At 36.7% G+C, this 19,473-nt stretch carries 20 protein-coding genes and 2 pseudogenes; 11 read left to right on the top strand and 11 right to left on the bottom strand.

Features of this window, described 5'->3' with window-relative positions; genetic code table 11:
* A complete protein-coding gene (locus MBUR_RS00890) occupies positions 1 to 1,635 on the top strand; it encodes an acetolactate synthase large subunit (RefSeq protein WP_011498347.1) in 1,635 nt (544 codons plus the stop codon).
* Positions 1,636 to 1,647: 12 nt separating this feature from the next.
* The gene (locus tag MBUR_RS14505) at positions 1,648 to 1,782 is read left to right on the top strand and encodes a hypothetical protein (protein WP_269479027.1); all 135 of its coding nucleotides are present in this window, start codon (positions 1,648 to 1,650) and stop codon (positions 1,780 to 1,782) included.
* Between the two features lie 289 nt (positions 1,783 to 2,071).
* On the opposite strand, the gene MBUR_RS00885 is transcribed toward MBUR_RS14505, so the two are convergent.
* Positions 2,072 to 2,989 (bottom strand): hypothetical protein, encoded by a 918-nt coding sequence (locus tag MBUR_RS00885; protein ID WP_157196604.1) that lies wholly within the window; start codon positions 2,987 to 2,989, stop codon positions 2,072 to 2,074.
* Entirely contained in the window at positions 2,961 to 4,544 is a 1,584-nt protein-coding gene (locus MBUR_RS00880; protein WP_011498345.1) for a DUF3696 domain-containing protein, read from the bottom strand. Before MBUR_RS00880 ends, MBUR_RS00885 begins: the two co-directional genes overlap by 29 nt.
* 644 nt (positions 4,545 to 5,188) lie before the next feature.
* Here MBUR_RS00880 and MBUR_RS13665 point away from each other — a divergent pair.
* Positions 5,189 to 5,326 (top strand): annotated as a pseudogene (locus MBUR_RS13665) (IS4/IS5 family transposase); the annotation flags it as partial.
* Here the strand turns inward: MBUR_RS13665 and MBUR_RS00875 are convergent.
* Genes MBUR_RS00875 through MBUR_RS00865 form a run of 3 tightly spaced genes read right to left on the bottom strand, consistent with a single transcriptional unit; the run spans position 5,321 to position 8,104 of the window.
* The gene (locus MBUR_RS00875) at positions 5,321 to 6,094 is read right to left on the bottom strand and encodes an alpha/beta fold hydrolase (protein ID WP_011498257.1); all 774 of its coding nucleotides are present in this window, start codon (positions 6,092 to 6,094) and stop codon (positions 5,321 to 5,323) included. The pseudogene MBUR_RS13665 and the gene MBUR_RS00875 sit on opposite strands and share 6 nt — an antisense overlap.
* On the bottom strand, positions 6,072 to 7,340 hold the full coding sequence (locus MBUR_RS00870) for a radical SAM protein (RefSeq protein ID WP_011498258.1): 1,269 nt from the start codon (positions 7,338 to 7,340) through the stop codon (positions 6,072 to 6,074). The genes MBUR_RS00875 and MBUR_RS00870 overlap by 23 nt, the downstream gene beginning before the upstream one ends.
* A 29-nt stretch (positions 7,341 to 7,369) precedes the next feature.
* Positions 7,370 to 8,104 (bottom strand): hypothetical protein, encoded by a 735-nt coding sequence (locus tag MBUR_RS00865; protein WP_011498344.1) that lies wholly within the window; start codon positions 8,102 to 8,104, stop codon positions 7,370 to 7,372.
* 322 nt (positions 8,105 to 8,426) lie between these two features.
* Between MBUR_RS00865 and MBUR_RS00860 the strand changes: the two genes are divergently transcribed.
* Both MBUR_RS00860 and MBUR_RS00855 read left to right on the top strand, forming a co-directional pair.
* A complete protein-coding gene (locus MBUR_RS00860; RefSeq protein ID WP_011498343.1) occupies positions 8,427 to 9,125 on the top strand; it encodes a hypothetical protein in 699 nt (232 codons plus the stop codon).
* Positions 9,126 to 9,140: 15 nt separating this feature from the next.
* Positions 9,141 to 10,058 (top strand): hypothetical protein, encoded by a 918-nt coding sequence (locus MBUR_RS00855; protein WP_011498342.1) that lies wholly within the window; start codon positions 9,141 to 9,143, stop codon positions 10,056 to 10,058.
* On the opposite strand, the gene MBUR_RS12755 is transcribed toward MBUR_RS00855, so the two are convergent.
* The 3 genes from MBUR_RS12755 to MBUR_RS00840 all read right to left on the bottom strand — a co-directional run bounded on the left by MBUR_RS12755 (position 10,055) and on the right by MBUR_RS00840 (position 12,654).
* Positions 10,055 to 10,579: a winged helix-turn-helix domain-containing protein gene (locus tag MBUR_RS12755; RefSeq protein WP_052286169.1), complete on the bottom strand. Its 525-nt coding sequence runs from the start codon at positions 10,577 to 10,579 to the stop codon at positions 10,055 to 10,057. The genes MBUR_RS00855 and MBUR_RS12755 overlap by 4 nt on opposite strands.
* A 760-nt stretch (positions 10,580 to 11,339) precedes the next feature.
* Positions 11,340 to 12,191 carry a class I SAM-dependent methyltransferase gene (locus tag MBUR_RS00845; RefSeq protein WP_011498340.1) on the bottom strand — a complete coding sequence of 284 codons (852 nt, stop codon included), beginning with the start codon at positions 12,189 to 12,191 and terminating at the stop codon, positions 11,340 to 11,342.
* Positions 12,192 to 12,312: 121 nt separating this feature from the next.
* Positions 12,313 to 12,654, bottom strand: a complete 342-nt coding sequence (locus MBUR_RS00840) for a hypothetical protein (RefSeq protein WP_011498339.1) — start codon at positions 12,652 to 12,654, stop codon at positions 12,313 to 12,315.
* A gap of 1,046 nt (positions 12,655 to 13,700) precedes the next feature.
* Here MBUR_RS00840 and tnpC point away from each other — a divergent pair.
* On the top strand, positions 13,701 to 14,867 hold the full coding sequence (gene tnpC, locus MBUR_RS00835) for an IS66 family transposase (RefSeq protein ID WP_011498338.1): 1,167 nt from the start codon (positions 13,701 to 13,703) through the stop codon (positions 14,865 to 14,867).
* Positions 14,868 to 15,013: 146 nt separating this feature from the next.
* A pseudogene (larC, locus tag MBUR_RS14670) lies at positions 15,014 to 15,103 on the top strand (nickel insertion protein); the annotation flags it as partial.
* A gap of 58 nt (positions 15,104 to 15,161) precedes the next feature.
* Here the strand turns inward: larC and MBUR_RS00830 are convergent.
* Positions 15,162 to 16,157 (bottom strand): ISH3 family transposase, encoded by a 996-nt coding sequence (locus MBUR_RS00830; RefSeq protein ID WP_011498337.1) that lies wholly within the window; start codon positions 16,155 to 16,157, stop codon positions 15,162 to 15,164.
* Between the two features lie 654 nt (positions 16,158 to 16,811).
* Here MBUR_RS00830 and MBUR_RS00825 point away from each other — a divergent pair.
* From MBUR_RS00825 to MBUR_RS00815, 4 genes are all read left to right on the top strand, one after another.
* Entirely contained in the window at positions 16,812 to 17,174 is a 363-nt protein-coding gene (locus tag MBUR_RS00825) for an STAS/SEC14 domain-containing protein (protein ID WP_011498336.1), read from the top strand.
* Positions 17,175 to 17,261: 87 nt separating this feature from the next.
* Entirely contained in the window at positions 17,262 to 17,495 is a 234-nt protein-coding gene (locus MBUR_RS00820) for a recombinase family protein (protein ID WP_048063115.1), read from the top strand.
* Positions 17,492 to 17,629: a hypothetical protein gene (locus MBUR_RS13655; RefSeq protein WP_157196603.1), complete on the top strand. Its 138-nt coding sequence runs from the start codon at positions 17,492 to 17,494 to the stop codon at positions 17,627 to 17,629. Before MBUR_RS00820 ends, MBUR_RS13655 begins: the two co-directional genes overlap by 4 nt.
* 464 nt (positions 17,630 to 18,093) lie before the next feature.
* On the top strand, positions 18,094 to 18,687 hold the full coding sequence (locus MBUR_RS00815; RefSeq protein ID WP_011498334.1) for a phosphatase PAP2 family protein: 594 nt from the start codon (positions 18,094 to 18,096) through the stop codon (positions 18,685 to 18,687).
* A gap of 116 nt (positions 18,688 to 18,803) precedes the next feature.
* On the opposite strand, the gene MBUR_RS14045 is transcribed toward MBUR_RS00815, so the two are convergent.
* Positions 18,804 to 19,160, bottom strand: coding sequence for a hypothetical protein (locus tag MBUR_RS14045; RefSeq protein ID WP_198003770.1), 357 nt, complete (start codon positions 19,158 to 19,160; stop codon positions 18,804 to 18,806).
* Positions 19,161 to 19,436: a hypothetical protein gene (locus tag MBUR_RS14040; protein ID WP_198003768.1), complete on the bottom strand. Its 276-nt coding sequence runs from the start codon at positions 19,434 to 19,436 to the stop codon at positions 19,161 to 19,163. It abuts the gene before it with no gap.
* Positions 19,437 to 19,473 lie beyond the last annotated feature (37 nt).

Here is a 19,473-nt window from a genome sequence, read left to right as displayed (position 1 = left end):
ATGAAAGGAAGCGAACTGTTTGTCAAGTGCCTGGAAAACGAGGGAGTGAAATATATTTTTGGTATCCCGGGAGAAGAAACACTGGATCTCATGGAGTCCCTTTCGAGATCGGACATTGAATTCATTGTGGTAAGGCATGAACAATCCGCAGCATTCATGGCGGATGTGTGCGGACGGCTAACAGGCAGACCCGGCGTATGCCTGCCCACTCTGGGTCCGGGAGCTACCAACCTCATGACCGGAGTGGCGGATGCCCATCTTGACAGAGCACCCCTTGTGGCCATTACCGGCCAGGGTTCCCTTGACAGGGCATATAAGGAATCCCACCAATTTCTGGATGTTGCAGGAATGTTCAGCAGGATAACTTCCTGGAATGCGACTGTGACCGCTGCCAACCAGATCCCGGAACTGATAGGGAAAGCCTTTGATATCGCCACGGATGTACCCGGAGCTGCTCATATTGAACTGCCTGAGGATGTATCCACTCAGGAGACCGATGCACTGCCCCTTGAGAAAAAAGAATACTCCCATTCGTGCAGCTTTGATGAGAAGGAATTGCATAAGGCCATCGAACTTATCTCGGGTGCGACCAAGCCTTTAATCATTGCCGGAAACGGCGTGATTCGCGAGAATGCTTCCCTTGAGCTGGAACAGTTTGTGGATGCAGCCAATATCGGCGTTGTTACCACTTTCATGGGGAAAGGTGCAATTCCCGCAGACAATGATCATTTTATAGGTTCCATGGGAATGTCCGAAAAGGATTACATCATATGCGGTCTGAACGCTGCAGACGTGGTAATTGCCATTGGATTCGATTCCGTGGAATACAGCCCGGACCACTGGAACATGGACCATTCAAAGAGTATCATTCATGTTCAGAACAGGCATCCTGAAATAGAGACCAGCTATATCCCGGAATGTGCACTCCTGGGCACACTTAAGACAACCCTCCGTGCAATGACCTCTGCAGTTACCCCGCAGGAGTTCCCTGACCATTATAGGAATATCAAGGCTTCCATGGAAGACGAATTACTTCGCTACAAGGATGACCCCACATTCCCGGTAAAACCCCAGCGCATTCTCTGGGAGGTCAGAAAGAAACTGGATCGCGAGGATATACTGGTCAGCGACGTGGGTGCTCACAAGCTCTGGATAGGAAGACTGTATCTAGCACTTGCCCCTAACACCGTACTGATGTCGAACGGCCTAGCTTCCATGGGATTTGGCCTACCTGCCGGCATAGCAGCCTGCCTTATACATCCTGAAAAGAAAGTCGTAACGATTGCAGGAGATGCCGGCATCCTTATGAATATCCAGGACCTGGAAACCGCTGTGAGACTGAACTGCGATCTTGTGATCATTATTTTTGACGATGCATCCTACGGTCTTATCGAATGGGAAAGCAATACTAAATTCGGAGAGTCTTTCGGCACCTCTTTCAAGAACCCGGACTTCGTGGGACTAGCAAACAGTTTTGGTGCCAAAGGAATACGCATAAACAGCGCTGACGGACTTGGTGATGCCCTGCAATCCGCCTTTAAGGAAGGAGGCGTCTGGTTGATCGACGTTCCAGTTGATTATTCAGAGAATATGAAACTTACAACAATACTGGAAGGCAAGTATTGTACTGTTTAAGCGGTTGGCGCCATGCATTTTCAGGATGAGTCATGGGCTTTTAGATTTGTAGCGGTAGCTTTGGTCGGTATGCTGGAAGTCATACTCTCTTTTGAGGGACAGTTCATATTTGAGCTTGGGGGATTTAGCCCCCTGCTTCACAATTGATACTACCTTTCTCAACTTCAGTTAAATTTTGATCTGCTTTTGACATAGGACATCATTTTAGAGAGATATTCCATGAATTATAATAGTTCCAAAATTGCCGGTAATGTCGCCATTACCAGAACGGAGAGGAGAGAATGAATAAATGGACATTTTAGGCAACATGGTTAACTTTTAATATTGTTTATTGAAGTATGTACAGACTAACAGAAGAAAGGGGGAAGAGGGAAAAAAGCCTTGTTTTTTATTGGATATCTGGGGGAGGGAGGGTTAAGGAAAGTTAAGAAAAAAATTAATGGAGACGATCATGTCCTGAAGTTGAATTAAAACTAATAAAAGTCTTTATGCCCAACTCTTCCACATAATGCATTCTTCTCCCACCAGAAATCCTAAGCCTATAAACTCCCCTAATAAGCTCTTCTTGTAGACCACCATCTAGAGCAGCTTCACTATGGTTTAAAGTTAATACTTTTGTCAATTTGCGTATGATTGTTCTTTTATAAATAGCATCATTTAGATCCAAAAAATCAGATATGAATTTATTTTTGAACTTTATATTATCGATTGAAATTTTAAATTCATTGGAGAAGAATTCCTGTTTATGACATAGCGATATTGCAACCTTAATCTTAGAATACCAGTTATCAACACTAGAAGGACACAGATCCATAAAATCAACCTTAGTATACCAGTCATCAGGATTCGAGACAAGCAAATACTCATTAGAATAACACTTAGAAGAGCAATCACAGGAACAAGTAATTGATTCGTTATTACTCGAACCAAATTTAACTGGAATTAATGTATTGCATTGACTATGTAAAATACGATGAATTAGAGTTAACCAAGATGCATGAACGGTATCTGCTAATTGTAGATTTATATCAGATTTTACCTGACATTCACCATCAGGAGGGGATTCAAAAAAATATTCCAATTCCACAATCTGCTGATAGAGGACATCTAATAAAAGATTTTCATAATAACTATCGCCCCTCCAAGGTGCCTCTTCCCAAAAAGCACATGAAAGTTCACTAGACCAACCAAAACGAAATCCAAGAAAATCGATATTATCCAGATGACTAAGCAATTCAGAAATAAAAGAATCTTGAAATATTTCATCATCCCAATCAGACAAATTACAAAATAAAAGGTTTGGATGAAAAACAGAAATCAAAATATCACATCCGCCCTTGTTTTCTTTTTTCAATTCCTTTTTGAATAATGATTCGTTTTTCATCTGCAGATTGATCAAAGAAACCTTTTGGCCAATTTACAATACCACGGTTAGAATCTATTTCAACCGGATTCAACGCAGGATAACCATCTATGTTTTCAAAAAAAAGCAAATTCGTTTTTGAAAGTAACTCATTATTATCACTTTCAAGAATTCTACGTGAAATTCTATTTACAATATGATCACTATGTGTTTCTATCAAAACTCTTTTGCCAGATAGAACCATTGAAACAAAGAAATCAGCAAGTTGCATTTGTAATTTCGGATGCAAATGTATTTCAGGCTGTTCTAAAATTAAAGTTTGACCATCACCAATTCGTAAACCTTCTACTAAAATGGGCAATATTTGACTTACTCCAAAACCAACATCTGCTAAAGTAACTTTTACATCTTTATCTTGAATTGAACTCATATTTAAGCGAATAATATCATCTTTAGCTTCAAGCTCATATTCACTAATACCCATATAGCGCAACCAACGATTGACTGCATCTTCCAGATTATCGTCATCAATGGACTGCCACTCGTTTAAAGGTTCATTATAAAAGCGATAGGGAGATATCTTCTTGTTTCCTTCAATTGATAGGATGAAAGGCGCATTCTCACCACGAATTCCGATATCAATAAATTCAGCTTCGTGAATATACCGTCGAGCTGGCTCTTCCCTTAAAGGTCCAATGTAATATAAATTAGAAAACTCAGTATGTATAAGTTCTTTCAATGAATTAATTGAATGAACAATAGGATAAAGAGCCTTAACAGAATAATCTTGTTGCTTAATAATAGGCATTAAGTTACTAAAAGAAGCTTTCACTTCGGCACCATTGTGTTTATAAAAATGGTAACTATAGTGCTTTTTGCCAATTCCAGAATTAGATCGATGGCTTATACCACACTTTGGACATACATATGATATTATGCTCTTAGGAATTGGAACTGGATCTTCAACGAAATTTAGAAAGTAACCCGATTTAATGTTTTTCCATTTTAGGTTGTATTTATCAGTAGAAATACGAGATAGACTAATGGAAGTACCATCAGAATGATTTTCTTGTAAGTCATTTGATTTTGCCAAAACATTAAAAGTGTTCACATATGGTTCCATAGCATTCGAATCTTTTAAAACTTTCAACCCAAGTTCTATATCCAACAATTTATTAGAATTATTTTCGCTACTAGAACCAAAATTAAAATCATTTAAATGATAATCAATGAATGAATACTTTTTATTCCCTCCATTTATAGCCGGAGTACTAGGAGAAATTTGGAATTTTAGCATTACCTCATTTGATAAAGTCTTGTTGTGAATTATATTAATAAAAGATCCAAGATGGGTAAATTGACCATTTAAAACTACTTTACGATATCGAGATTGACTTTCAAATGTCTGTTTGAGCATTAATAAGCTTTGAATTATAGATGACTTTCCACTACTGTTAGAGCCACAAAGCAAAGTAAGAGGCTTCAAATCAATTTTTTTCGAATCTTTCAACCCTTTGAAATTTTCAAGATGTAGTTGTTTAATCATAATTTGGTCTTGGATTAGTTATAATCGATACTATATCAAATTTTCTACAAACTTAATCACCAACACATTAGCCAAACCGAGACATAATCTTAAAAGTATCAAGTGAATCCGGGCATAAAAAGAATGAAAGAAGCCATACACCAAAAATAAAAGCAAAATAAAAGAACAGGACTGACCTTCATCAGCCCATTTCAACTTTAACAACGGTATATGCAGCTTTTTCCAAGAAGCTCAATTGTCTGTCCCATGAACTGACCGATGGCCTCTGTGGGATCATAGGTCACTTCGATTCCCATTGAATCACACAGGAGATATGTGATATCCTTTTGTTCCCCCGGAAGACTCAGACGTTTCAGGATCTTCGGAGAATTGTTTATAAAAGTTTAAGTTTTATTAAAACATAAACCTGTGAATGATGAACCCATACGATATATTACTCATTGTTAAGTTAGGAATGGGCGGAATAGCAATTGTCGGCTTATTACTATTGCTTTTGTTGATTCGTAGATTTTTCCGGTGAGATCAATGGAACCTATCAAAGTAAAAGGACTTCGAATTTTAGATTATTTCGATTCTGATAAGTTGGTTGCAAATATTGAAAAAGATTAACTTAGGGATATCTTGAGGTTTGTTTCTGGTCAGGTATGCGATACGATTTTAATGATAAAATATATCATAGACGTAATTTGGTTGAAACGATGTTCTCAGTATTGAAAAGAGAATATGGTAAATGTCTTAGAGCAAGGAAATATAGAAACCAGGTGAAAGAAATCAAATTAAAGAACTACTGAATTTAGGTATCTAAATACGATGTTGTTAAATTTATCATATTGTTCAATTGAGCATACGTGTCCACAATGCTCAATTATTTCGACTTGAGAATTGCTTATTTTCTTACTATGCCTCAAAGTGTCTTTCAAAAAAAGATGATCTTCATTTCCTGAAACATATAGGACTTGGATATCTTTGTTTAATTCATCTAACCATGTTAAACTTTTTTTCGTTTGGGGAACAAGATCCACCCATTTACAAAATTCGTCATAGCCTAATTTTTTTGCCTCATTTACAAAGATAGCTCTTGAACGTTTATGATTTTGTTTGGGCATAATTATGTAAGCAAAAAATTTGTAAAGAATCATATAATTGATAATTTTTTTAAATTTTATTGCTAAAAAAAGTAAAAATCTTGTTCTTATGTTGAATTTGATGATACCCCCACCCATTATCAATGAATTTATTTTTTCAGGATAGAGTACAGCAAATCGCAGGCATATCAGTGAACTAAAAGAAAAGCCTACAAAATGAGATGTTTTAATTTTGTAGTGATCTAATGTATTATTTATAAAGATGCATACATTATCAAGGTTAAGTTCTTCATTTATTTTATTTTTGTGCATTTCCAGCACAAGCAGATTATAATGTTTTGAAAAGAATTCTATTTGTTTCTTCCAGGTTCTTGCACTGCCTCCAAAACCATGAATAAAAGTAATCCACTCAACAGAATCACCCGTATAGTAAACTTCGGCATCAAACCTTTTTTCTTCTGCCATCGGTTATTCCTTTCTTAAATGCAAGGTACTTCAAAAATTTAGGGAAGTTTTTTTGGTTATGCTCTGGCATTTTTTTGAATAGTTCATCGGCCTTTTCCCCCCATTCTTCAGCCCTTTCAAAACTTTTCTTTGCAAGATCCTCAGGTGATTCCGGATTGGACAAATGGGTCGATCTCGCATCCCCTTCATTAACCACATCAATAATTGCCTGAGGATTATCTATTAACGGACAGGGTCTTAATGGGTTTTGTGAAAATGGTTGTGCAGCCCTGAATGCAGTGAAAAATTTAGACCTGAGAGCTTCAGCAAGTGATACTTCGTGTATGTTTGAATCTGAATAGTGACAAAATGCACAGGGTTCAACGTCCCCTTTAGCATTAATGTGAACAAAACCAATGCCTGCAGCAAGGCAACCAAACGCTAAGTGACCATTATTCCAAAAATCAATAATTACATAGTCGTGTTTTACGCAGTAATCCCTGATCTTTTCCTGGACATATGCTCTTTGTTCGGCAGTACATACCAAAGAAGTATCCGCAGTACTTCCCACTGGAATATATTGAAATAACCACCCAAACCAGGCACCTTTTTCGCGCATATAATCAAGAAATTCATCACTAGCTATGGTTTTGTAGTTTTTAGAATGATAGCAAGCTGAAAAAGCAAATGCAATCTCTCTGGACTTCAAAATATCCATAGATCTGATCGCTTTATCATAAACACCCGCCCCTCTTCTAAAATCATTCTCTTCTTTCGTCCCTTCAATACTTATAAAAACATTTAAATTCCCTAATTTAGCCATTTCATCGGCAAATTCTTCATCGATCAAAGTGGCATTCGTAAATGCTCCGAATGTCATTTTGTCATGTTTTTTGCATAATTTAAGGATATCTTCTTTCCTTAGTAGAGGTTCGCCACCTGTCATTAAGCAATCCATTATCCCTAAATTTTCAGCTTGATCTAATATATCATCAAACTTTTTATATGAAATATTATGGCCACTTTCGTAATCTTGGGACCAGCAACCCTTACACTTCAAATTGCAGTCACTGGTTGGATCAACAAGAAGAACTCTTGGAATAGAACTTTTATTTTTAAATCCATTATATAGCTCTTTTAAGGTAACGAAATTGCCCATGGTCAAATGAGTCGTTAGCCTTTTCGCTAAAAAGAATTGCTTACACCTATAGATGTAAGCTTTGTGATGCGGAAATGGAGGAATTTCTTCCTTTTTTCCATTTACCATTAAATGTTTCAGTTGCACTCCTCCAATCCTTACTTTTCAGTTACAGAGACTTTCTGAGGAATAACTCCATCAAAAACAAATTCACCATTTGAATTCGATGTTAAACTATTGATCTCAAGACCCGGAACAACCGTATAAATTCTAGGGAAGTAATCTTCCATTACACTTACGCTTTCGTCAGACATGTATTTAGTTGGAAGCGAAGCAGGTCCAAGCTTGAATGATTCCGGTTGTGCACTCAATTGGTTATTTGTAATGCTAATCTGTCCTTTGCTATAGATATTTAAGGTATTTGGTAACGGAATAGGGACATCATCTACAACATCTGAATATAGATCAGCTTTAAGCCTTTTTATATCAGCCGTACTCGATCCTTCCATAGTCCCATCAGGTGAAACTTTTACTTGCAGATCATCAAACCACCAAAATGCAGGTGCGATCTCATTTAGCAGAGCTGTTGATTCCTCTGCAGTTAAAGTAAATTCTTTTCTTTCATATTCTGAGAATTCAAAATTATAATCATGAAATGATTCTTTTGGCGCATCCTTTTTATATTCTTCTAATGCTTCGCCAGTTAGCCCTTTGTATTCGATTTCCATGCCCGTTTTTTCCAAAGCACTCAGATAATCCTCATGGGTATATTCAACCCCCAGATCTTTAGGCCCGAGTAATGAAAAACTTGCATAAGCAGAAAATACACCACCTATGATCAATAGAAAAGCTATCATAAATACATACTTAAGTTTACCCTTTTCTTCGCTCATTGTATCACCTACACATTATTCCATATCAGTCATAATAATCTACATTCTATTCTATTTAAATTAATGTCCTAATAGAGACTCGCTTAAAAGTATCAGGAGTATCCAAGAGATCATCGAGATATGATATTCTTATTTTAGAAGAGAGATAATGATATTCTTTAATCTCACAGTATCATTCAATCCAAAAAATGAAAAAATAGAAGTAATAAATTGAATTTATTAATTATTTTTGGTTTTGTTCCCAAAAAGTAAATATAAACACTTATTTTATTTGTAATGTTGCCATATTATTTTCTTGATTAATACTAGATGGAGAATAAGTATGGACTTGAAGAAAATAAACAAAACAAAGTTTATATGTACGATTGGCTTTTTGCTAATTATTTGTACAATATCTGCATCAGCAACACCTGATGCAATAATTGATAGAAGTAGAACACAATTTCCAGACATAAGTGCATCAACGATAAGTTATATTAATTCGAAATGCAACGATGTCAAATCGGACTTATTTTTGATCTCAGACATCAGTTCGATTACAGATTATCAAACAGGAGCATCAAGTGACACTGCTTTTGTTGATAATATTGATTTATTAGATGATACAACAACTACAAACGTAGTTCTTATTCATTCACATGGTGATACATTTTTGCTTAGTAGCTTTATTAAATTTAAAGATGATAGCAAACTTTACGATAACGAAGTTACAAGTGGTATGGATTCAAGAAATAGTGGATTTATTTTTGCAGGAGCATGCTCATCCGCGAAATATACAGATTTAGGAAATTCTTTTATAAATAAAGGGTTTGACACTTATTTTGGATATAAAGAAACCGTTTATACACTCCACAATGCCTTGTTTTATTCAGAATTTTTTGATTTAGGAACCTTTACAAACGTTCCAGTTTCTACAGCTGCAAGTTATGCTGCCGATGAAACTAAAGAAGAGTATGGTGATGATACATCAGTAGCAAACTATCGATTAATTGGTGATTCAACACTTTGTTTAAGGACTTAAAATAGGTGATCGTATATGAAATATTCAAATGTGTTAATAGTACTTAGTGTCATCTTATTAACGGTAGCAATGTCATTTGCCGCCGAATCATTTGGTACAATATATGAAGATAACAACGTAAAAAACTCAAAATATGTTGATGCATCAGACAAAGCATTGACTCTCACTCTGGAAAAAGCAAAAGAACAAATGAAATCTGAAAATCCCGATGTTTTAGAAAACTCAATTACCGGAGGATTAGTAGAAGATGATATTTTTGGATATATTTGGATGTTCACATCAAAAAATTTAGATGGGGGAGCAGTTCTTTCAGGAATCGATCCTTATAATGGAGATACCATTTATGTCTATAAAGAGTTAAAGAGCAGACTAAATATTGAGACTCCAACCCCTATTTCTTCAAAAGAGGCAAACGAAATTGCAAATGATTATCTCGAGAAGAAAAGCAACATTGATGGAACTATATTTTCAAGTGTAATATTCCATTCATCTACTGGAGAGAATTTACCTGCAACATATGCAGTCCATTATGATCGAGTTATTAACGGAATAAATTCATTATCCGATGGAATAATTCTAAACCTTGATGCAGAAACGGGGGAAGTTGTAAGCTATAGAAAAAGATGGAAAATGCCAGAATCTCAAGTCATGAAGATTGATACAAAACCTTCATTATCTGAAGAGGAAATCGGAAAAATATTGAACAAGCATATGAGTTCCTGGACACCTTTGTCCAAAAACGATGATGTGGAAATTCAGTCAATGGATCTGTTTTGGATAGATTACAACTATCGTGAAAACCAAGTTCACGATATTCACCTTATCCAGCGTGTTAAATTTATAGACAGCATCCGAAATGAGGAACCAATTCCAATAGCTTGGATTGATGTTCATTCTGGAGAAGTGCTATCCGTACAATATGAACTTGGTTAATTAAGAGCCAACTTCTGGCTCTTTCTTTTTTTAAAAATATATTTCCAGAATATGAGCAGAGAAACGAATCCAAAAAAGAAGAAGAAATAAACATAAAAAGTAGGATTAATTGCTGCAGGGAGAGAATCTATACTATCTGATGAATTAGAAACTGGTTTTAATATTAAATTTAATAACGCGATTATTCCAAATGATAAAGATACTATTGATGAAAAACCAAGAACTATCATAATTTTAAATTGGTTTGTTTTTTCAGGATAATTTGATTGTAATAATGCTTTTCCATCATGGGTTAATTTGTAATAGACCCATTTATTTTCATTTCTTTTAACTTCAATAAACCCAGCGTCTTCCATAATTTTGAGATTTTTTAGTAACGTTGACTTTGCACAATCCATACAACGAGACAATTCCGAAATGGTCATTTGCCGGGACACTAGAGTTTTTAATATCTTGATACGAGTATTTGTTGAAATCGCAGCAAGTTTTTTTTGATCTAAAATTATTGTATCATCATTCATAACATACGAAAATAGTGCATAAACCAGCAATATACTTTACGCAAAATTAAGATCTAGATGATTGTATTTTCCGATAGTTTGCCAGATGTATTATTTAAGAGAAATGCGATTTACTGCCGATTCGTGTAATAATTAATATGTAAAAATAGTAGACTAAATTGTAATTTTAGCAAAATTTTTAGCCCAACCTTGTTAGAAGTTGTTATGATTATTCCATTTGTTATAAGAATGATGACATGGAACTGATCTTTAGGGAGACTTCGAAGATAATTACCTTTGTTTTGATGTTTTGTAACTCTATATTGTCATTTTATAATATAATTGAAACTTTTAGACTAAATTAGTACTTTTTCACTATATATCGAAGTGTGTACATACTGAAAAATGAAAGTGTCGAAGTTAGAAGGAAGCCTGGTGTTAAACAATTAATTCACTCTTCTTTAAAATTATAAAAGCAAAAATTATGATTAAAATAACAAAGAATAATGTCAAACCGGGAGATTTTTTACTATGTACAGTGGTTTCATCAACAAGCTCACCGTCAGGATAGCCCACTCCTCGTACGATGTCTTCACTTGCTATGAGAGAAATGTTACTTTCGTTTGTCTTAATTTTTAAATCAAGTAAATAAGGATACAGATGAAAATTTTGGGTGGCAGTTGAATATTAATTTGCAACAATTTGTGCATCTTCATACGAAACATCATCATAGAAAGATAGCCATATTAATGACCATCATTTGTTATGAAATATTAGAATCTTAAACTTTTTTACCAACACCAAGAACATACCCCACATACTTCGAAGTAGATCTCTTATTCAACAGTATCCTTTTACCCCTGCTGATCTGCTTGAACCTGTTCCTTATCTTCTTGCTCGACAAAGCATATCTGGCCATTCCACTCATCAAACCCAGGGACAGCTGAGTAAATTTCCCGAGCCCGCCCATTGCCCTGATCACCAGTTTTAGTTCCTTCAGGCTCACAGACAGATGATGCCTATATACATGAACCTCGCTCAATCCCGCTCTTTCGAGTCGCTGTTCCCACTCTTCAGGAGAAGAGATGGAAAAAGGTAACTGTGTGAGCTCACCAAAGATGCGTTCAGCCTCCTGGATATCTTCCTCTATGGCTGGAGGGATATCCGCATCCCTGTACATCTCATTGATCCCCACCATGCCTCCGGGCTTCAATACACGTACGAATTCCCGGAACGCTTTATCCATATCAAGGAACTGTGCCACGAACTCAGTGATCACCACATCATAAGTACCAGGCTCAAAGGGCAGGTCATAGGCATCACCTATATGGAATTCCACTCCATCCCCAAGACCTAAGCTCTTTGCCCTCCCCTTTGCTTTTCTGATGGAGATCTCTGCAATATCGACACCAACAACAGAACAACCGAACCTTTCAGCTACAAAACATGCACTGAACCCCGTGCTACACCCAACCATCAGCACCTTGCTGGCTTTGTTGATCTGGCACAGCTCAGCCAATCTTTTCGTTGATGTCAAGCCACCCACATGAAAATATGGCACTCCAAGATAGCTCATGAAATCATAGTAGCCCAGATCTTCGATCTCTTCCATTGAAAGGTCGTTCCCTTGCATGATAGCCCCACTTTGACAGTCAACCTTCTTCAAAATAAATAAATCTAACGATATCGATACGAAATAGAGATCAATTAAAAAAAGAAAGAGTAATTGGCTTTACTGTCAGTACCCTGATAATTTAATTGTTAGCCTCCCTCAAGCTCTTAATTCTCTCAAGCTCAGCCTCAAGTTCTTGGATCTTCATTTCATCGATCTTATCTGAAAGTTCTACAAGCTCCTTATCAGCCATCTTGATCGTGCTGTGCACCTTTTCAATGATGTTCTTTTCCAGATCAAACTTCTGCTTTTTTACTTCACTCACGATGTCTTCAACAAGCATTTTGCCTTCTTCTTTGCTCATTGTTCCTGCTTCAATCTTATCTTTGACATACTCCCTGATCCTCTCTTCAGATAGTGCTGCCAGTCCTGCACCGATCAAAGCAGTTGCTCCCAATATACCTATTTTCTTCATCTTGTCCATTGATTGTCACTCCCAGTGTATTTACAAAATGTATTGAAGCAGTTTTAATATTCTATTAAAGTTGCTCATTCGGGTTGCTTGTAGGGTGTAATATGCCAGCATAGTGCAAGAGTCAATATTGCATTGATCCAGAAGCCCTGGAACACCCCGAATTACATTTCCCCACTAAAAAAAGGTGTTTTACTTAATATATACTTATTGAGAGATGCCAAGATCGTTCGATCTAACTTGGCACTGATGCGAACACGCAAATTTCAAGCCCCATTAGAGCTTTGGGAAATTTATTCTTTACTTTTTCACGGTCGATAACCTTTCTCAGGTACTCCAGTAGATTTTGATTTGCTTTTGACATAGGACATCATTTTAGAGAGATATTCCATGAATTATAATAGTTCCAAAATTGCCGGTAATGTCACCATTACCAGAACGGATAGGAGAGAATAAATAAAGGAAAGTTTTAGGTGACATTGTCACCTTTTAATATTGTTTATTGAAGTATGTACATACTAACATAAGAGAGGGGAGAAGTGGGGAAGGAAGCCTGGTGTTTTTGTTGGAGATCCGGGCTGGAGGAAGGGAGAAGAAGAAACAATGATGATATCTGTGAATGTGTAAGATATATTGAGAACACGAAAAAAATAAAACCGGAATTTGAAACACCACAGGTATACTATTCACCCCACACTCATTTGCCTGATTTTTTACAACATCATAGATCTCATTAATTGCTGCTTCAGAATATATTATCTGCCCATCATTACTATAAAGGTCAATTGCAAAATACCCTAACATTGTATTGTATCCATAGAGTACAATAGAGCCTTATGAATACAAAAATTGGCTTATTTCATCATAGGATTCATCTCGCACTTTTCTTAGAGATTTAATATATTTATTGTAACTATTCAGCCACCTTTGCGTGCTAAAATCCCCCCACCTCAATCTATTTCATCTTCTGACATGGATTTTTACGAAAAAAGCAAGTAGTAGCATTCTATTTAAGTTCACACCCAAAAAATCAATTGGTTTTGCCAAACAGGAGGTGAATGAACACGAAACGCAAAGAAATCCTAGCAGTTTATGAACAAGGTCCCGAAGCAGTTGTCACTCTTGTCACTACATTGTACGACATCATTGCTGAACAACAAAGGATCATAGAACTACAAGCTGCCAGAATAACCGAACTCGAAGAACGAGTTAAAAAGTTGGAAGAGCAACTCAAAAAAAACAGCCGAAACAGCAGTAAACCACCTTCAACTGATGTTTTTATTAATGAGAAACCAAAAACAAAAAGCAGACGAAAAAAGAGTGGAAAGAAACCAGGTGGTCAGAAAGACCATCCTGGAACTACTCTCAGAATGGTAGATGTTCCTGACGAAGTTATAATTCACAAAGTACACAAATGTAGCAATTGTGAGAGATCGCTTGAAGATTTCGAACAGCAGATCAAGAACTTCTTAATAGAATCTCCTGTGATAAATTGTGATGAAACTGGTATGAGGATAGAAGGAAAACGACAGTGGTTACATGTTGCTTCTACAAACAAAATGACATGTTATTATCCTCATCAAAAAAGAGGCTCTGAAGCAATGAATGCGATGGGAATCTTACCAAATTTCAATGGTACAGTAGTTCATGATTTCTGGAAATCATATTACAAATATGATTGTGATCATTCGATCTGTAATGCTCATCTATTGCGAGAATTAACAAGTGTAAGCGAGAACGATGATCAATTGTGGTCAAAAGCTATGAATATTCTATTATTGATGTCAAAAAATCAGTTGACCATCCGAGAAATGTCTGGTTGTATGAAACCAGAGAGAATTAAAGAGTTTGAAGATTGGTACGGCCAGATAATTCATATTGGGATAGAAGAAAATCCTCAACTTCAAGCCAAATCAAAGAAGCGAGGAAGAACTAAACAAACCACAGCAAAAAATCTGCTGGATCGGTTTATTGGTTATAAAAATGATATTCTCAGGTTTATGCATGATCTAAAAGTTCCATTTGAGAATAATCTTGCAGAAAGGGATGTGAGAATGATGAAAGTACAGCAGAAGATATCGGGTACATTCCGAAGTATGCAAGGAGCATTAATTTTCTTGCGGGTAAGAAGTTACATTTCTACTGTTAAGAAGAATCAGGTTCCTGTGATGGATGCAATTCGAAATGCAATTGCTGGAATGCCATTTATTCCAACAATTGTTTGAGCTTCTAATCTTTTTGTGTAAAGGTTGGTAATACAGGATTGACTCTAGGTAGGCTGAATAGTTACAAAATATTTACTAATGACATCAGGAGAACTCAATTTTTATTGAACTGAGGAGGTTCTGATAGACGTCATGTCTTAACGCAACACTCACTCGTAAAAAGTGGAACAATAGAATGTGCACATGGGACTCTGCCTGTACCAACTCCAGCTACCCTTGAAGTGCTCAGGAAGGGAGATGCTGATAATATCAGTACTTCACTAATATATTCTCCGTCATATAATATCTCCACATTCACCTAAAACACTTAACAATTAACCTAACTTTCAACTTTCTTCTCACCCATTCCACAATTAAATGAACAAACATATCAAACCTAAACATATCAGATTCAATCGTCTTTGGTCCTCTTTTCACTTTTATGAAATGCATTCTCTGTATTGACACCCATGCATTTTTGAAAAGAAACGATATCAGCGCATAAAAATATCTTAACATAGAGTCTTTAGAACACGTTTTATGATTTACCACATTTCGCATCCTATAAGACGATTCTATAGCAAACTTTTTCCTGTAAGTGTCACTGACTTTTCTTGGATCCCAATCAATCCCATAAACAACAAATCCAAGGTTCTCACATCCATTCTTTCCTCGCTTCCCTTTCCTGTATTTGACATCAATAGCAAGGACAAGCTCCACTTTTCCTTTTGTGCTATTCATCGTATATGTGTCACAACGCTTTTTAGTTCCATCAATAATTTCTTTTAACCTTTTTCCCATTTTAACAACAGGAACAATATGTGCAACTTCATTTTCCTGTAAAAAAGAAAAAACATCTCTTGAATAGAATTCCCTATTCAAACAAAGAACATTGATCTTGAGTTTAATCTGTTTGATTTGGTCTATAAAATATTTGAGATAATCTGTCTTAGAGTTTCCTTTTTCCACAGGAAGCACAGAAATTGTTACCCTTTCATCTTTGTCAATAATGCAAAGCGAGATGTAAGAATAGAATGAGTTCGTTGATTTTTTGGCTTGACCTCTAATCACATATCTATTATTGCTATCATCTATGCTTCCATAGTATTGATCATTCGTATAATCAATAGCAAAGTCGTGCTTTTTCTTTTGTTTGAGAGTTTCAAGTGATGATTGTAAGAGTATTTTTGTATTGTGTTCAATGAGTTGATCCAACTCGGTTTTTTGTAAATGGAATCTCATTGATGTTTCACAAGGAATCTTATGATACTGTTTATGAATTGAATGAATTGAACGATTCCATGTTGCCATGCCAAGAACACTGGCAAATAGATCTTTGCAATTGAGAGAACCATTGATTGGAATATGTATATTGTCGAGAAGAGGCTGTAAAACAGTTTTGATGAGTGGGTTGGAGTTAGTTCTAGTCGACGTAACATGGAGGGGAATTTTTAACCGTATATAAATGTGCCGTTTGATGTGGATTTATGGGGTTAAGCAAAAATTAGAGAACTACTGAATTTAGAATAAGTTATACCAATTTCTAACCAAAATCATAACATTCAAGTGTTATTCACTTACCGTAGATTCATCATAAATTTCAATATCATATTCACTTGCTAAAACTTCAATATCAATCCCTATTTTTTTATAAAATGAAACTGATCTTACCTGCATTCTGTTCCAATGGTTTTTCCAAGCTTTATCAAAGTAATCTTTTCCAAAAGATATTATTAAAATTGCTCGAATAATTCCTGCGTATGTTATTTTTTCCTTTTCAATACGTATTTTTCACTACATATTTCTAGGCACTGGTACAATTTATCTAATTGAGTCAAAAGATACTAATTTTGGTAGCTTTCTGCAGAGCCTGAGAGGAATACTTTTATATACAGTCAGATAAGAGATTTGATGTTAATGAATTTAGACTAATAAAATAAGCATATCAAAGAAGGGGGGAGTAGAATGATTGAGATGATACAGGGTTTGCCAGATAAAGTAGTAGCAGTTCGTTTAACTGGAGTGGTAAAAGGAGAGGACTATGACAATATACTGGTTCCTGTTATTGAGGACAAGGTCAAGGAGTATGGAAAGATTCGTGTGCTCTATCAACTAGGTCCAGATTATGAGAAATTTAGCCGGAAGGCGATGTTGGAGGACATGGAGCTTGGTGTGAAAAACATCACTTCATTTGACAGGATTGCAGTTGTATCTGACGTGGAATGGATGAACCATGCCATGGAACTGTTCAAATATATGATTCCCGGACAAGTAAAGACATATAATAACGAAGAATTATCTGAAGCTAAGGCTTGGATTAGTGAATAAGTTCTTTATATGCTTAATATATATAGGAAATTTGGGCTCTGTAGAAATCCTCAAGCAAACTAAGTATAGAGAACATTGAATCTAGTGATGGATTTCGAAGATAAAGGCATCAGGGTCGTTTCATTGAGCCCAAGTGAATCATGGTCTACGATTGAAGATTCTCATTATAGAAGGTTGCTTACATCATTGTTTGGATGGGTGACTGAGAATGAAAAACGGATTTTGCAGGAACGTATCAAGGTCGGTATCGAACGATATAAAAAAGAGAATGATAAGTGTGGGGTAGACCTACCAAAGAGCCTGATAAGAGGGAGGTCATGAAATATAGGAAGAAATGGTTGACATGGGCTGAGATTTCACGGGTGCTGAACATTCCTGCTAGCACGTTGTATAAGTATCGGGATATTTGGGAAGAGCGGAGCAGGGTGGATAAAGTAAGAGGTGTGGAAGGTTGAAGCTGTACATTAGGGTTCATTATAATACTTAAGTATTATGATTTTATTTATACTAATTAAATAAGGTTCTCATTAACATCGAGTGGGTAATTTTAATGTCCTGCAAATAAACATTCGCAATTATAGATAATCTCCCCGTGCAATCTTTTAATCGTGATGTGGTATTTCAATCCATTCGATTGCGATTTGCATTAGTTCTTTGAATTCTATGACGCTTGAAAGGCAGATACAAATAAATTTAGTTACCCACACGATGTTGAAGAGATCCTTAAATAATATAACGGGTGCAAAAATGCTCAAAGTGATTTTTTTTTCAGAGACACTGATAAAGTCGATTAACAAAAATAACTTTCGCCATTTCCGACTTCATACATTTGCTGCAACCCTTGTATTTGGACTGATGCTGCTACAATTGACCATTGACCATCTGTTGAATCTGAGTCCAACATTAATATGATAAACTCATGGTTATGATAGAAGGAAATGCAGTAACTCATCTGCAGGAGTTTGCAACGCCATGGCTCACATACCTTTCAGCCTTTGTCTACCTTATCGGATTCACGGGACTGCTGATTGGTACATTCCTTTTATTCGCATACAAAAAAGATGAAAAGAGCCTGCAGGAGTTCACGATTGCCTTTACACTCATCTACCTGATAGCATACCCATTCTACACATGGTTCCCTGTGTATGTAACCAGCAAAGTGTTACCTAATATGGCACCATTGCTCTATACACTTGATCCATCCATCGTATCTTTTATACACATATGTGCCCCCTCACTTAACAATTGCTTCCCAAGCCTTCATTCAGCACTTTCCTTTATGACAATGTTGATCATCATATCCCGAACATCTCATATCAGTTTTAAGGCAATTGCAGTTGTAGTTACTATTGCAATTCATTTCACGATCCTCTACCTTGGAATCCACTGGATTACAGACATGATAGGAGGAATACTGCTGGCTTTCACAAGCTACTATATTGCAACAAGATATTGTGAGCATATAGTAGAGTGGTCCGAAAAGAGAATCTGGAAGAATGGACTGGAAAGGTGAGCAGGAAGTAAAATAGGGATTAAGGAAAGGATGTCATTGAGAACGATGCCAGGGTTCTTGGCTGTCGGGATCATTGACAGCTACACAGGGGCGGATGACGAGCGGTTGAGCGTCACCTACAGGCTCACCATTGTTGGGTATGCTGAACCGAACGATGTGGTAGTATTGCTGTGCGGGATCAGGTGTGGGTTGAGAGGATGAGCACCGTCTCGGTCTGATATCAATATTGATTTAAACTGTCGGCTACATGGTAACGGAACAATGGACAATGCAGACAGGATCAGGTTGTACTTCTCCATAACCTTCAGAGCACTGCTGGCCGCCGCAGGGGTGATCGCAGTGGTCAGGAATGATTGGCTCAACCTTGTGCTGGCCCTGTTCGCCCTGACATTGACGTTTTTGCCAACGATCATCGAAAAGGAATGGGAGTTTGATTTCCCCTCACTATTCGAGACACTTATACTGATCTTCATCTACCTGTCCATATTTCCCGAAACAATGGGTCCCCTGATCCAGAGGTACTGGTGGTGGTATCTCTTTGTACACGCCCTGTCCGCGTTCGTGATAGGTGCGATAGGGTTTTCACTGGCATATCTACTGTTCAGGGAGAGGCGGACGACCACAGGTCTGACCCCTGCCATTGTTGCCGCGTTCTCGTTCTGCCTTTCATTTACCATAGCAACGATCATGGAGATCTTCATTTTTACAATGGAATTTCTGTTCGAGTTTAATGTGCAGCGGTACGACATGAGGACCACGACCCTCGATCTGATCATCTACCTGGGT

It is taken from the genome of Methanococcoides burtonii DSM 6242, from assembly GCF_000013725.1.
Lineage (GTDB): Archaea > Halobacteriota > Methanosarcinia > Methanosarcinales > Methanosarcinaceae > Methanococcoides > Methanococcoides burtonii.
Note: the sequence above shows the minus strand (reverse complement) of the source record. Positions and strands in the feature narration are given on the sequence as shown.